The sequence below is a fragment of the Paenibacillus sp. OV219 genome (genome assembly GCF_900110075.1).
Classification (GTDB): domain Bacteria; phylum Bacillota; class Bacilli; order Paenibacillales; family Paenibacillaceae; genus Paenibacillus_Z.
The window spans coordinates 185223-200807 of the sequence record NZ_FOCJ01000009.1 but is presented as its reverse complement, the minus strand read 5'-3'; the positions used below and the strand labels follow the sequence as shown (position 1 = coordinate 200807).

Genomic DNA, 15585 nt, shown 5'->3' with positions numbered 1-15585 from the left:
TCTATGCCCCCTCCGATACAGCTTCCAGCAGCTTGCGATGAACTTCGTCAAAATGAACCGGGTCCTCATTCGCCTGATTAAAGCTCATCAAGCAAGAGTCTGTCAGCTCGTCAGCCAAAGCTTTGTTCTTCGCAGCCAGCTGCTTCAACAGCTCGTAATCCTCGACGCCTGCTCGCATCGCCTCAAGTCTCATGCTTCCAAGCGGACCGTTCTCCCCTGGGTACGTACAGTGCGTGTCACCCGGCGGGAAGAAAATATCGGTCTGATTGAGCGGGTCCTTATCATCGTCGCAGAAGTTAAGTCCCCAGTGCAGGAACCCTTCCAAATCATATTTATAGTTGCCCCAGTGCAGGTAACGCGACCGCAGCAACGGCATGTCCCACAACCGGTTCATCCAAGTGCCGCCTGGGATGCAGCATGTATAGTACCAGAGCTTGTCCCCGAGTGATCTTAGCTTCTCGAATTGCTCCTGATTCTCCTGATAGTAGATGTTCTTCGGAACGAGAATATCGACCGCGCCTGACAGATCATACGTCTCCACCGCTTCCAGCAGCGGAACTCCCGGCATAAACTTACGCACCATCCCGGACAGAATACGGTACTCCTTTACGCTGTTTTCCGTCGGCTCATCGGCAACATGCTGCACGAGAATATCGAGCCAGCCATGCTGTTCCAAGAACGAGCGCCATGCTGGCAGAAACTGTGACAAGTAAGTATAGCCTTCAGCCGCGATCGCTTTAAGCGCTTCACCGCCGTTCCATGTATTGAAGATGTGGAATTCGGAGCCCCAGAAGTCTTTGCGTCCAGCGACCAAGCCGCCTTCGATATGTGTAAATCCAAGTCCGAGGTAAAGCTGAATCAACCGCTCAGTCCGTTCGAAGTTAAACGCATATTGATCCTCGCCAACCAGAGTTACCTGAATCGCATCCATCGGCACCCAGAAATGCGTCTGACGCGCGCGGCGCATCAAACGGCCGTATTTCTCGATCATCGACCAATGCTCTTCCGACCACAGCTCCACGTTATAGCGCTTCGCCATATTCGGCAGGCTGAACCAATTCGTAACCGCAAGCGTCTCCTTCTCAGACACGACGGCAGCGAATACTTCAATATCTACAGGAATAAGACAATTGTCTTCACCAATCGTAATGGACAATTCCCCCGAATAACTGCCCTCAGCAGCGTCCACCGGAATGTCCCAGCATATGTAAAGTGCTTCTGTAGCAGCGCGCGAAACCGTACCTTCTACAAGCGGCTGCAAAGCTTCATAGACGCGGAAAGGAGCTTGTCTTGTCGTGTAGCCTTCCGCCGACTCGCCTTCTTGCACACAGAAGCTGACTGGTCCCGTATTTTTCTCGACGAAAATATCAATTAGTTGGTAGTATTCCGGTTGACGCAGAAACACACTGCTTGTCGAGCGGATAAATTCGCAACGAATCGGCGCGTTCGGTGCAGCGTCATTGATTAAAATCTGGCAAGCCGCGTAGCTCCCTCTCGCCGTATTTAACTTGATCGCCCCAGCGCCGCTGTCCTTCACGATACTATCCGGGTAAAGCCACTCATTCATGCCGAAAACTTCGTACTTCATTATCGCTGCTTCCTCCTAGTACTCGCTTGTACCTTTTTTGACGAACCCGCCTTCATGCTCCGTAAACATCCGGTAATCGGCCCTAATCAGCTCCCCAACGGGCTTGATCGTCTTCCGATCCATATGATAGATACCGAACGTATCGATCCAATTGTTGTGGTTCACATACCAATCATACATGATCCAGTAATCAATGCCAGCTACGAACCCACTATTATTTCTCGTGCCGTCCGGCTTAATAACCGCATATTCCATGAGCGCTTTTAGCGTCTCCCTGTAGGTCTCAATTTGAGTGTCAGATACAACCTCATTCTCGCCTGACCAGTGGCCGTACTCGGTATTGACGATCGGCTTGTTCGGCCATAAACGGTGAGCGTCTTCAAGAAACTGCTTCGTTCCTTCGTAATACGTTCCCCCATGAAAAATACCGAAGTACATCGTCCAGCTTGCCACATCCAGCGGCTCCATTGAAGGATCGTGCGCGCCAGGCTGATCGGCCGCCGCGCTTTGCGTTGTCAATCTTCCGTCCGGATAGCAGGTCTTCAAATCATGGACAAGCCGTATATTGTAAACGGTGCGCAGCTCGACCTCAACCGACTCGTTCTGTGTGCTCCACATCAGAACCGAAGGGCGGTTGTACTGGGAGAACACCATCTCCCTCCACATTTGGTCGCTGAGCCGTTTCTCTTCTTGAATGGCAAAATGCTCCCGTGTGAACTGCCACAGCGGAATTTCACTTGCCGTCACAAGTCCGAGCCGGTCTAGCAGCATCGCAGTAAATACGTGGTTCGGGTAATGCGCTGTACGCACGTAATTGACATGGAGCTCGGAGCGCATTTGCAGAAGGTCATCGCGAATGCGGTCCCATGTTGCCGTACGGCCCGTATCCGGCCACTCCTCATGACGGGCAATACCTGCCAAGAAGACCGCACGGCCATTTAGTAGAATATCCGTGCCCTCTGTGGTGACCGTTCGAATGCCGAACTGCGTATGGAAGCAATCGAGCTCTTCTTCCTCGCCGATCTTCAGCGTGAATTCCGCCACGTAAAGATTCGGCTGCCAGAATGCCCACAGCTTCGGATCCTGTACGAGGGCATGAAGGACAACGGCTCTTGACTCTCTTGGCTGAAGCAAGAGCGATGTGGACAGCTCGCCGTCCCAAGCTGCCCTCGTGCCTTTAATCCGCGAAGCATATGGAGAGTTCAAGAACGCCTCGCCCTCTTGATCAGCCTCGAACAATGTGCCCTGCAGTTCTACTATTGTTGGCGCGTCCGAGCGATTTTCCACCACTGCAGTAAACCGTACGCTGCCTTCCGTATCAAGCGGAACCGCATCCATTCTCGCGATATGGCAAGTTGTACTGCCGCTTAAATAGAGATCGTGAATAACGCCGGTATAGTTGAAAAAGTCCGTCCCTGCTGTAGCCGGGATAATATCGTGTCTGCTGCCCCATGGCGGGTTGTCCACCCGAATGACGATCGTATTCTCGCTGTCAAAGCAGACGTATCTCGTGAGATCAATCGCAAACGGAGTAAAGCCACCCTCGTGATAGCCAACCCATAGGCCATTCACCCAAATATCGGCGACATAGCTGATCGATAGAGCATGGAGCGTAACCGCCTTGCCCTTCCACTCTTCACCGAGCTTAAAGTTTCGGCGATACCAGACGCCATTCTCATACGTCTCGCTGGAGCCTGCCGCTTCAAGTCCCTTCAACTCATTCTCGGGACGAGGCAGTATGATCTTCTCCCAATCGGAGTCGTTATAGTCCGCTTCCGTGCGACCTCCAGCAGTCTCCCTAGCTTGTTCGATCCAGCATTCGTTACGTTCAGCCATTGAGAAATCATGATCGGCTTCGAAGCGCTGCTTATTCCATAAACCTGCAAGGTCCAGCTTCAGCCTCTCTTGAGGGTCGAAGGAAGGAACGGGAATTCCGTTCTGATAAGGAATATGAATATTATCCCGCTGCTGCAGGGTTAACGTTGTGCGAATACCGGAATATGTGCTAATTGGCTGCTTCATTGTTATGTGAGTCCCCCTGCTTCATCTTCGTTGCTCGATATGGCTTAGATCGCCGGCCCGTAAATACCGTCCTCCGGCTGATAGATGCGAATATAGTCGACCTCAAGCGTCTGCGGGAACACTGTCGTCGCATCCGGATAACCCGGCCAATTGCCGCCAACCGCAAGGTTGAGCATCAGGTAGAACGGCTTGTTGAACGGCGCCGGAAACGGCTCGATTGCGGACGTCTCAATCTCGCGCGTATACCACTCGCTGCTCTTATAGAACAGCTCGCCGTCGATGTACCAACGCATTTGCGTAGGCGTCCAGTCGATTGTAAAGGTATGAAAATCATCGGCGAACTTGCCTTCCGCAAGCGTGAAGCAGTCGCCTTTATAGAAGTGCGGGTTGCCCATATGCAGCGTGCCGTGCACCTTGTTCGGCTCGTGGCCGCACATCTCCATAATGTCGATTTCACCTGCGCTCGGCCAATCGCCGTGTACTTGCATATCTGTCGACATCATCCAGAACGCCGGCCAGATGCCTTGACCATAAGGAAGCTTGGCGCGAATCTCGAACCGGCCGTACAGCCAATCCACTTTGCCCCTTGTCACCAGCTTAGCCGATGTATAAGGACTGCCTTCATATTCTTCCTTAATCGCTTTGATAACGAGCTTCGAGTCCTCGATAAAAGCGTTTCTAGCTTCTCTCGTATAGTACTGCAGCTCATTATTTCCCCAACCATGACCGTCAATATCATAATCCCAACGGGTCAAATCTATTTCGGGTCCATCGAACTCTTCGTTCCATATGAGTTTCCATCCGTTGTCGGATATTTGGTAGTTGTTGTTCTTCGTCATCTATCCCTTACCTCCATTGTGTTTAAAGTTGTATGCGAGTGGACTCCTCCGAGAGCATCCACTCTGCCCACACCCCCCACCGCGCAGCGGTGCAGGGGAGGTTTTGGGGCGCAAAGCGGAGTCGGAGTGGAGAAACGTCAGTGGTCGCCTAGGCGAAACTCCGCACGCGGAGCGTCCTCCGCCCCTACTCCCCGGTAATCCCGGAGCGGTCCACACCTTCAACGAACCAGCGTTGCAACACAAAATACACCACAAGCAACGGCGCAATCGTCAGCATCGTGCCTGCCATCTTGATCGCCTCGTTGAGCTGATTGCCTTGACCGCCGCCCGACGGGAACATTTTCGTAAAACTGTCTGTAAACTTCTGCAGCTCAAGCGGCAGTATCGTCAACTTGTTGCCGAAATAGAGCGCAGCCAGATACGATTCATTCCAGTACCAGACGAAAGAGAACAGAAACACGATGATGAATGCCGGACCTGCCGTCGGAACGGCAATGCGATAGAACATTTTGAGATACCCAGCGCCGTCGATTTGAGCAGCTTCTTCCAGCACGACAGGAAGCTTCTTGAAGAATTGATAGAAGATCATAATGAACAGCGCGCTCTTCAGCCCTTGGCCGAGGAAAGCTGGATAGATGTACGTCTTTAACGTACCGAGCAGATGATAATCCTTGAACATCAAGTAAGTCGGAATCATCGTCACGGACGGCGGTATAATGAATGTCGCGATCATGAGCGCGAACCAGAGCCGCTTGAGCGGGAACTCGAACCGCGCGAAGCCGTACCCGATCACAGCGGTCATCACTGTTTGAATAATGGACGGAACGCCCGCCACCAGAATCGTCTGCATTAGCGTCTTGCGGAAATCCAGCACCTGCAGCGCCTTCATATAATTGTCGATATATAGCTTCGTCGGAATCCATCTGACCATTGAATTGACGAGGTCATCGAGACTCATAAAGCTGTTCACCAGCATGAAGAGCAGCGGGTACAAATAGATGAAGCCGATCCCGATGAGCAGCAGGTAGACAACTAGCTTAAACACAAATCCATCGTTCTCTCCCACGCCCAGCAGCAGCTTGCGAATACGGTTCAGCGCAGCGGCACCTTGTTGTTTCACCTTCATGCACCTCCTAACTCTTTCTCGTTCTTATCAGCAGCGACCAGATCGCGAGCACGAGCGCGATGAGGACGAAATAAATCCAGGCGACCGCCGTTGCGTAGCCGAAGCCGGTCGTTGTATTGAACATGTTGTCTTTGATCATGATGATAATTTCATTGAGTGCGAACGTCGAAATGTAGACGATCGTATAGATAAAGTTGACGAGCACGAGCGGCATGAGCATCGGCAAGGTCAGCTTCCAGAACGCCTCCCAAGGCGAAGCGCCGTCGATTCGGGCCGCCTCATACAGCGAATGATCAACCTTCTGCAAGCCAGCGAGGAAGATCAGAATTTGTACGCCGGAGAACCACAGCACCATAATAATTTGCTTAAACAGGTACATAATCGGGTTCGCAACCGCCGGAGTTAAGCTCTCTTTGACCATCTCAAACATGCTGTAAGATTCAATGTTCGGGATGTTAGTGACGCCTTGGCTGAGCAGCTCGTTAATGACGGGGCCGCTCGTAATGATGACCGGAAGGAAGAAGATCGTCCGGAAGATGCCGCGCATCTTGATTTTCTGATTGATCAGCAGGGCTATGATGAGCGAGAACGTCACAACTATCGGCACATTCAGCGCCATCTCACGCAAATAATGGAGCACCTTCTCGATGAACGTTGAATCCGAGACGAATGCGTATTTGTAATTGTCCCAGCCGACGTAATCGGTCTTGATGCCCAGAGGCGTTACTTTTACCTTCTGGAAGCTTAAGTAGAGCGAATAAATCATCGGCCGCAATGCAAATATGAAAAACCCGATAATCCAAGGCGCAACGAACGCCATACCGACGAGTGCTTTTCTGCGTTTATTCGTTATGCGGATGCGAATGCGGATACTGGCCATTACGTTCTCACCTCGATTACTTGATACCCGAGCGGAGCTACGGTAGCTTCTTTGCCGGTATACACACTGTCATTATAGTTCACGATTATCGCTTTGCCGTTCGAATACGTCACTTGAACGACGCCTGCCGCAAGCACGGTTCGCGTCTCGATCGTCGCATATTGAACCGGCGCAAGCGCATCGTTAAGCTGTTTGTACGTCTTCACGATATTATTCTTCCAGTCCGCGAATGCCGAAGCAAACACTTCTCTGGAATTGGTATGCGCCAAGCGGAATGCCTGCTCGCTCGTTAAGTAATAAGTCGGATACGAAGCTGTCTCGATCATCGTCAGCAGTTCCTTGCGCGGATTCGCGAAGAAATTGACCGGCTCGGCAAAATAGTTCTTGTACCCTTTGAGCACGATCTGCTCAAACGGAACGGCCTCGCTCGTATACGTATACTGCGAGGAATGCATCGGAACGTCGAGCAGCTGATCGGCGTAGCGGAGCATATAATCATTCGGCTTGTACATCGCCATGTCGGATGCTTGCGTCTTTAGCTGTTCCAGCATGCTTGCATATGAAGCAGCTGTCTTGCTTCGGCTCGACACTTGGTCGTTCACCCGCTCCGAGAACAGCTCATATGGCGTCTCATCCACGGCGACCGACGTAATCCCATTCTTCTTGTAGCCACTCACATTGTCCGCCGCAATCTGCTTCGCATAGTCCGCCGACATGAAGTACATCGTCGGATAAACTTCCTGATAAGTCGGCACGGACAGGAGCGACTTGTCTATCTTAACGGCAGCGCCGTCGCGTGCGGAGAATCGCTTCGACGTATCAAACGCTGTCGTGTAGTCCGTGTAGAAATACAGCTTTCCGCCTTGATCAGCCAATTGCTTGCTCAGTTTGCTGAATGCATTCGCTGATCCGAGCTGTGACTCGAAGCTGACCGGCGCCGGATTCGTTCCGGAGTAGCCGCCCTTATTCCAGCCGCGATAGACAACGTCTGTACGACTGACGCCGCCCGCGCGCAGCTGATCCAGCATTGAAGAGAGCTGATCCACGGTCGTCATCGGAATCAAGTGATTGGCGAACAAGCCGCCCTCCGTCTCCGAGCCGAGCACATCCAGGTGGATCGGAATTTCTGCGCTGCCGCCTGCTGCAATTGGCTCCCTCGGCATGTCGCCGCGCGAAATCAAGTAGTTCCGGTACGCTTTCGCCATTCCAATATAGCTGGCGCCTTCCCCTTCGAGGAAGGAATAGCGCAGCTGCATATCTTCCGCATTGCGGTTCTTCTCGAAGACAACGATACCGCCCATCGTACGGCTTGTCGGCTGCAGGTACGATTCACGGACGATAAACTGCGCGGTCGTCCAGTTGTAAGGCGTATTCACCCCACTCGCATAACTGAGGATCTTCGCATTGTATTTGCCGTCCTCGACGATGCCAAACAGCGCATGCCGCTGCTCGCCATGCACCAGTCCGAATACCGGAAACTGCGCATTGTAAGGATCCTTCGCCCCGTCGTTCAAATTGTCGGTAATGCGGGCGATGTCTATGCCTTTGTTCGCCCCATAGATTTTCGCTTCATAGGGCGTCTTGAACTTGCCTTTATTATCCGCGAGCTTGATGAGCGCTCCTGAACCGTCAGGGATAAACATATATCCGCTTGTGTCTCCTGCCTTCGTTGCGCCAAGAAACGGATAGACGATCACCGAGCCAAGCTTGAATTGCTCCCCTTCCAGGACGCTCTTCTGCGGGATCGTTACGACGAGCTGCCCGCCGTCTAGCTTCACGATTAGGTCCATCCCGATCAACAGATCATTGAACCGAATTGTCGCTTGGAACCCCTGATCAATCTGCTTGATCTGGATCGTCTTATTCGCTTCCGTGAGCAGATCGGTGCGGATCGCATTGTTGTTCTCTTTATCGAAATAATCGATAGACAGACCGGATTGAATAAAGTTGAGCCAGGTTTCGTTCGCGTCCGGCTTCACCATGTCGGAGGACCATACGTACCCCGATTGTTTGTTGACCACCTGGATCGCAAGCGTATCTTCCTTGAGCCGAAGCTGCAGCTTGTCATTCTCTGCAACTTGCCGGTAATCGGATGCGAGCGGGCTCTGCGCAGGCTTGCCTTGGAAAGCCGTCTTAAGCACGGCTGCCGGTGTCGTATCCTCCGTCTCCTGCTCGCTTCCACGCATATAAAGGACCACAAAGAATGCAATGCATGCGGCGAGCAATCCGTACAATAATAGCGGCTTTATCCATTTATTGTTCCGCACGCGTAATCATCTCCTGAATGACAGAATCGCCGAAGTCGTAAACCTGATGCAATATCACATAAACAATGAACACCACGAGGCTCGTGATCAGCATCGTAAACAGCGTAATGAACAAGTTTCGCAGCGTCTCCCGAATGGTATAATCATGCACTTCCTTCACCATCAAGAAGAGCAGCACAGCGCACCACACGGTAATAATCGTATTCGCGAAGCTGAACAGAAAGGCATCGTTCAGCGTCAACACGTTGGAGGCTGCCACGACGAACGGATGGAAGATCAAATATGGCGCAAACGCATAGATCGTTCCTTGATACACTTGGGAGAACTTGCCTTCGCCGTCACTGATCGTGCTGACCAAGTAGTTTGAAATGATCCAGAGCGTAAGCGGCGCGATCAGCATCGCCAGCTCTTTTGTCAGGTTGATAGTCGAAGCGTCCGATTGGTCAAAGATAAACCCGGTGCCGTAAAGGGTAAACATATACTCTGCAATGAACAGCACGTAGAGCACAGCCGCCGAGATCCCCGATGTCTTGCCTTCTTCCCTTAGACCATACAATCCGTCCAGCGGATGCTTGATGAATCTGCCGATAAAGAGCAGCTCGCGAATGAGGCGAACGTTCATAATCGCTTCCTTCACGCGGACAGTCGGCGCTAGCACGCCTGTCTTCCGGTGCACCCATCTAAGAAGTGAGCGCAATGCCATCAGTCCGAGAATGATGAGCACCAACGTCAGCAGGTTATGCTGCAGCCAGCTGTTGCGGATTTCCCAGAAGGCGTTGGAGTAGCCTGTGACATCCTTCGCTTGCTTGTACTCGGTCATTGCTTTGGCATACAGCTGTTGCTTAATATAAGCATCGCCGAGTCCGCGATGCGCCAAGACGAACAAGCTGTTGCGTTGTTCAACGAGATTCCAAGGCTCCTGGCTCTTCACATAAAGCCCGTCCTTGTACAGGTCGAGCGCATGATGAACAAGCTCCACGAATTCGGTCGGCTCATACACTTGAATGCTGTTCCGTCCCACATCCGCGATATAGATGTAGCCTTTGGAGTCGGTCGCGATGCCCGCGGCGTTTAGCAGCAAGCCTTCGCGGGATTTGCCATCATCCGGCGAGCCAGACACGAACAGCAAATGCCCTTCACTGTCGAACTCGTAGAAGTAACCCCGCTGCCCGACTGCAAAAATATTACCCGCCGCCGATACCGAAATGTCTGTATAGGTCGGGTCCCAGAACGTGCCATGAAGCAAGTTGTAGCCCGAAATGTTCAGCCGCTTGATCGGCTGATCCTTATCGCCTTGCGTAACCGTGTACACAAGACCCTTCGTATCAATTGCAACATTGGTCGGCGTATTCGGCACATTCTTGAACAGCTGCTCAATCTGCTTCTTCGTGAAGAAGAGGCGCTGCAGCATCAGCTTCGCCGACGGCTTCGAATCATTCATGCCGAAGAAGCCCATGAAGTCCCCGGCAGGACTCATCTGAATGACGCCGTTCGTCGTTCCTTCGCTAATAATGTACACATTGCCCCGTTTATCAACAGTCACCTTCATCGGCTTGTACGGTGTACTTTTGCCGTAAAGCGGTGTTTCGGGACGCTTAAACGTCTGCAGCACTTTGCCTTCCTTGCTGAAATGCAGTACCTGTCCGAGCCGGCTGTCAGCGACATAGATGTCGCCTTTCTCGTCAACGAAAACGCCGGACGGCGCATCGAGGACATCCTCGCCGATCGAACGAATCAGCTCCCCGCCGCGCGTCATGACGACGACGCGGCTGTTCTCTGTATCCGCGACATAGAGCATATCGCGGCTGTCGACGAAGATATCGGACGGCGTGGCGAACTCGGTGTCGCCCGCTTTCTCAATGGTGCCAGCCGGCTCGTATGCATCAGGTGTCCGCTGGAAATCGCCTGTGTAGGATTTGTAAGTCGCCTCCGCGGCTGCATAGCCCGGGAGCAGCGGCATACATACGACAAAGGCGCATAGTAGAACCATGATAGATTTTGCGATTTGTCTCATCTCTGTCTCCCCTGACTATTTCAAACCGGAATGTGCCATTGTGTTCATCACTTTGCTTTGCAAGAAAATAAAGATGATGAGGTTCGGCAGGAACATGAGCAGCGACGCCGCAGCGGACATCCCTTGTCCAGCGACGTTATTGCCGTTCTGGCTGACAAGCGTGCTCATGAAGAAGCTAATTGTCTTCAAGCTTTCGTCGTTCACGTAATAGGAGGACGTCTCGATGTTATTCCACACGAGCTGGAACGACAGAATCGCCACGGTCGCAAGCGCAGGCTTAATGACAGGCAGCATTACCTTTCGGAATACGAGAAACTCTCCCGCTCCATCCATGACAGCCGCTTCCTTCAGCTCATCCGGCACTTGGTCGATGAACTGCTTCATGAGGAAGAGACCGATCGGCATCGACAAGAGTGGCAAAATATGAGCCAAATACGTGTCCATAATGCCGCTCTCGTCGATGACAAGAAACCGCGGAATTTGCACTGCAATCGGCACGAACATGAGCGCAACCGTATTCGTCTCGAAGATGGCTGCCCGCAGCTTGAATTTCATTTTGGATAAAGCATAAGCGGCAAGAGCGCTCATAAACACCGACAGGAACATAACGCTAAGCGTTATGATGACGCTGTTGAATACATAACGACTGAACGGGATACCCGAATCGCCTGCGAACCCGAGCAGGTCTCTGAAATTATCCAGCGTCGGCTGATGCACCAGGAATCGTGGCGGGAACGCAAACAGCTCATTGACCGGCTTGAATGCGTGAAACACGATAAAGATAATCGGCAGCATCATAAACATCGCCAGCGGGATTAAGATCGTGTAGAACTTCAGCTGGCTGCGGTGGAATTTCGTCGGATTTATTTTGGTACCTTGATAGGACATCGCGATTCTACTCCTTCTCTCCGAACAGCTTCCATGAAAACTTGGACAGCACATAAATTCCGACGAGCAAAATAACGGATAGCGCAGAGGCATACCCCATCTCGTATCTCGTTAAGCCATAGTCGGAAATATGGTTGACCATCACCTGTCCGGCATATTGAGGCGTCGGATTGCCGCCTGACAGCTGTACGCCGAGGTCCCCTGATTGGAACGTCGTGACGACGGCCATAACAGCCCCGAACAGCATTTGCGGCTTCATGGATGGAATCGTAATATGGATGATTTCTTGGAACCGGTTGCTGATTCCGTCGATATAGCCTGCTTCGTAAATGGATTGATCGATGTTCAGCACCCCTGCTAGCATAGCGAGGAAGCCTACGCCCATGCTGCTCCACAGGGAAACGATAATCATGATGGACATCAGATATTCTGGCGATTGCAGCCATTGAATCGGCATATTAATGAAGCCTAGACGAAGCAGCCATGCGTTCAAATAACCGGTCTGGTCGCCGCTGAAGAAGATCGACCAGACGACGGTCATCGCGACCCCCATCGTCATCGACGGGGAGTAAATAATTAGCGCAAGAATGGTACGCGGCTTGGACGGAATTTGCGCCAGCATCCACGCCAGCATGAACGAGATAATGTAGCCGCCTGGACCGACGATAAGCGCAAACTTAATTGTGTTCGGGAGCACGTACTGCATGAACACATCGTCCTGCGTAAAGATCGCTGTATAATTGCTGAATCCGATCCATTTAGGCATCTCAATCGTGTTGAAATTCGTAAACGAGAGATAGACTGCTACCAGAACAGGAACGACGATAAACATCGCAAACATGAGCAAATAAGGAGATAGAAACCAGTAGGCTTCGCTAATTTTCCGCTGCTTCTTCATCGTTTCTCAACCCACTTATCTATCGTATTGATCGTTGGAACTGGATTGTCCTTAACCTGTTTGCCGTTCTTAATAAATCCGAATTCCTCCATCTTCTTGTCGATTTCGCGATTGGCGCGAATGACGGAATCGTCGATGGCCGTCCGCGGATTGTCGCCGTCGAATACGACCCGGTTAAACACGTTGCTGAGCTCGCGCTCCACCATATAGGCGCCTGGAACGCGGGACGCTTCACGCACCCATTTGCTTTGCTCAAGAATGATCTTCTTGTCTTCCTCCGGCCATGGCGACTCCGCGAAAGCATCCATGTTCGCGGAATTCCACATGAACATCGGACCGAACTCGGCCTGCTCCATGTTGGCGAACTCAACTTGCACCTTCGTCGACATCCACCATTTGAGGAAATCCCACGCTTGCTGTTCCTGCTTCGTTCCTTTAAAGATCATCGCGGAGGAGCCACCGCTTGGCGACCAGCGTTGGACAGTGCCATTCTGCATCGTGCCCGGGTGCAGCGCGATCTTCCAGCTGCTCGCGATTTCCGGAGCTGCGACTTTAAGCTGAATGTAGGTAGATAGATCCGAGATCCCAATCGGGAGCACGCCGGAACGGAAATGCTGATAGAAATTCGGCACATCCTGCGGCAAATTGTAAATCGTGAACAAGTCGGTCATGAACTTAATGCCTTTAAGCGACTGTTCGCTGTTAATCGCTGTTTTCATGCCGTCTTCCGTGAACAGCTCGCCCCCGAACTGATAGATGAACGGCGTCGTGGCTCCAAGTGGCTTAAACCCTTTATAAAGAGCGAGCGGATCGTAGAAATTCATGCCAAGACGCTGCAGCTCCGGTAGCATATTGACGACATCATCCCACGTATTCGGCACGCTGAGCTTCAAATTATCCAGAATATCTTTACGGTAGAATAGCACCCAGAAGTCCTGCGATTCCGGCAGCGCAAAGACTCCATCTCCATAAGCGAATGGAATCATCGCTCCCTTAGAGAACGGCTTCACCACCTGCTCGTAGTCGTTGAATTTGCGCAGGTCGACCGCCGCGTTACGGACAGCCAAATCGTAAGGGATCCAGCTGGATATGCCTAACGCAGCATCCGGCTGGCTGCCTGTCGCATTCGCAAGCACCAACTTGTTCTCATCTGGCATAATAGAGAGCTTGACGTTAATGCCGCTCTCCGGTGTGAACTGCTCGTCGATCATCTTCTGCAGCAGCTCAACCTGCTCCCTGGAGTTGTGCACCCATACGTTAAGCTCCGTACTCGACTTGCTCGAAGCGGAGTAGGATTGCTTTCTGAACGACAGGAAGAAGCGTTTTACCGATTCACTCAGCTTCTTGAAGAAGCCCGCATTCGCTTTCGGCAGCTTCCCTTCCTGGTACACATATATTTTGTCGAGCACAAGCGGGGAGTGCGTAATGCGCTGCAGCATGTCGCCGAGCAGCTGGGAGACGGAAGAACTGCCTTCGGAGAAAAGCGACATCCGGTTCGGCAGCTTATCCGGCTCTTCAGCTAGTGAGCGAAGCTGGCTTGCTGCTTTCTTCAAGTTGTTCAGCTCGCTAATCTCGCCGCCACCCGCATTCAGCTTGTTCAGCTTGCTGTACTCGCTCTCGAGCTGGTCCGCCCAGCCGTTCAGCTTCTTATCAAGATTCGGAATATATTCGCTTAAGTCCCAGTCCCGGTAGGCGTCGGTATGATTGCCGGTCAGTTTGCGGATTTCAAGCGATAGATTGCTGATCTGCTCCATCTGATTCTCAATTACTTCGGTAAGTGGACGAATCGGCTCCAGATCTACCGTCATCGTCAGCGTGTGCTTGCCCTTCGTGAAGTAGAACTCGTAGGGCTTGCTTTCGCTTCCGGTGCCACCTAGCACGCTGTTTTCCCAGCTTTTGCTGTATTGGAACTCGCTGCCTTGCAGTTCGCTGAACGGCACCTTCCCGTCAATGGCGATTTGACGGAATACCGGCATGTCGCGCAGGCTATCCTGCTTGTATTTCATCGCGATTCGGTAATAGCCATCCTTTGGTGCGTCGAATTCCCAAGTTGCAGCTTGACCGCCGCTATTCCACGTGCCCCCGAACGCGTTCAGCATCCGGTGCATCGTATCGTAAGGCGTCATTTGCGGATCGTTCACCGAAATCGCGCGTATGGAGGAATCGTTCTTATTGGTCGGCGTCTCCGCCTCAATCACGATCGGTGATTGCAGAGGACTGTCGTCAATAGTCTGAGGCTGATTCTTGCTGTAACCTTCATAGCTATCTATTTCGGAAGGGGAGTCCACTGTAATGTTTCCTAGCAGCAGTTCTCCTCTCGTATTGGCTATGGTTATTGTGTTAAGGCCTTTGTCCAATTTATAGAGAAGCGGTTTCATATAGGCATAGCTTGCGTCCATGGCGTAGCCATGCTGCCAAGCTTTCACCTTCTGCGGGTGCGGCAGCAGCTCGTTGCCGTAGCGGTCGAGCTTCTTCGCCATTTGCTGATTGTCCCACAGGTTCGGGAACAGAATGCGACGGCTTTCATAGAACGGATACTCGCCATTCACTTGTATAAAGCCTTCCGTAGCCAGAATGCTGTCATCTGTAATGTAATAGTCAAAACCGATTTGGTAGAGGCCGGCTTGCGCGACTTCGAGCTTTACCGTTAGCTGTGTATTAGCTGTGAGACGGACGGTATCTGTGGAATAGTCATAGCTTTCGGACTTAGATGCGATTAGGCCCTTGTTCTTCGGCTCTGCGCTCGGATTAATCGTCGTTTCTGTATGCGTAGGAGCAGAAACAGCGGACCACTCCTTCATCATGTCGGTGTAGCTGCGTTCCAGCTGAGTGTGCTGCTCTTGCGCTGCTGCTGGCTGAGAATCGGCAGCGGCATTGTTGTTATCGCCTTCCGCTGACGCGGGCTGAGGCTGGCAAACGCCGATAATGAGGGATGCGGTGAGGACGGCCCCGAGTAAAGTATGCCAACTGTTTTTCATAGTCTCTTCCCTACCTACCTTATTAATGCCGTAAGTGTGAAAGATAGGAGCATCTCTCACACTTACGGATGTTGTTTGCTATGAA

General features: G+C 52.0%; 10 protein-coding genes. All 10 read right to left on the bottom strand.

Annotation, left to right across the window (positions count from 1 at the left end; genetic code table 11):
• Nucleotide 1 precedes the first annotated feature (1 nt).
• Nucleotides 2-1588, bottom strand: a complete 1587-nt coding sequence (locus tag BMY11_RS21635; protein WP_090581188.1) for a DUF4091 domain-containing protein — start codon at nt 1586-1588, stop codon at nt 2-4.
• Between the two features lie 15 nt (nt 1589-1603).
• On the bottom strand, nt 1604-3610 hold the full coding sequence (locus BMY11_RS21630) for a glycoside hydrolase family 2 protein (protein ID WP_090581185.1): 2007 nt from the start codon (nt 3608-3610) through the stop codon (nt 1604-1606).
• Nucleotides 3611-3654: 44 nt separating this feature from the next.
• Entirely contained in the window at nt 3655-4449 is a 795-nt protein-coding gene (locus BMY11_RS21625) for a glycoside hydrolase family 16 protein (RefSeq protein ID WP_090581182.1), read from the bottom strand.
• Nucleotides 4450-4633: 184 nt separating this feature from the next.
• Nucleotides 4634-5575, bottom strand: a complete 942-nt coding sequence (locus BMY11_RS21620) for a carbohydrate ABC transporter permease (protein WP_090581179.1) — start codon at nt 5573-5575, stop codon at nt 4634-4636.
• Nucleotides 5576-5582: 7 nt separating this feature from the next.
• Nucleotides 5583-6455 carry a carbohydrate ABC transporter permease gene (locus tag BMY11_RS21615; protein ID WP_090581176.1) on the bottom strand — a complete coding sequence of 291 codons (873 nt, stop codon included), beginning with the start codon at nt 6453-6455 and terminating at the stop codon, nt 5583-5585.
• Nucleotides 6455-8722, bottom strand: coding sequence for a DUF5696 domain-containing protein (locus BMY11_RS21610; RefSeq protein WP_090581173.1), 2268 nt, complete (start codon nt 8720-8722; stop codon nt 6455-6457). Before BMY11_RS21610 ends, BMY11_RS21615 begins: the two co-directional genes overlap by 1 nt.
• The gene (locus tag BMY11_RS21605; protein ID WP_090581171.1) at nt 8709-10736 is read right to left on the bottom strand and encodes a YIP1 family protein; all 2028 of its coding nucleotides are present in this window, start codon (nt 10734-10736) and stop codon (nt 8709-8711) included. The genes BMY11_RS21610 and BMY11_RS21605 overlap by 14 nt, the downstream gene beginning before the upstream one ends.
• A 15-nt stretch (nt 10737-10751) precedes the next feature.
• The gene (locus BMY11_RS21600; RefSeq protein ID WP_090581168.1) at nt 10752-11624 is read right to left on the bottom strand and encodes a carbohydrate ABC transporter permease; all 873 of its coding nucleotides are present in this window, start codon (nt 11622-11624) and stop codon (nt 10752-10754) included.
• 7 nt (nt 11625-11631) lie between these two features.
• Nucleotides 11632-12522, bottom strand: coding sequence for a carbohydrate ABC transporter permease (locus tag BMY11_RS21595; protein WP_090581165.1), 891 nt, complete (start codon nt 12520-12522; stop codon nt 11632-11634).
• Nucleotides 12519-15500: an extracellular solute-binding protein gene (locus BMY11_RS21590; RefSeq protein ID WP_090581162.1), complete on the bottom strand. Its 2982-nt coding sequence runs from the start codon at nt 15498-15500 to the stop codon at nt 12519-12521. Before BMY11_RS21590 ends, BMY11_RS21595 begins: the two co-directional genes overlap by 4 nt.
• Nucleotides 15501-15585 lie beyond the last annotated feature (85 nt).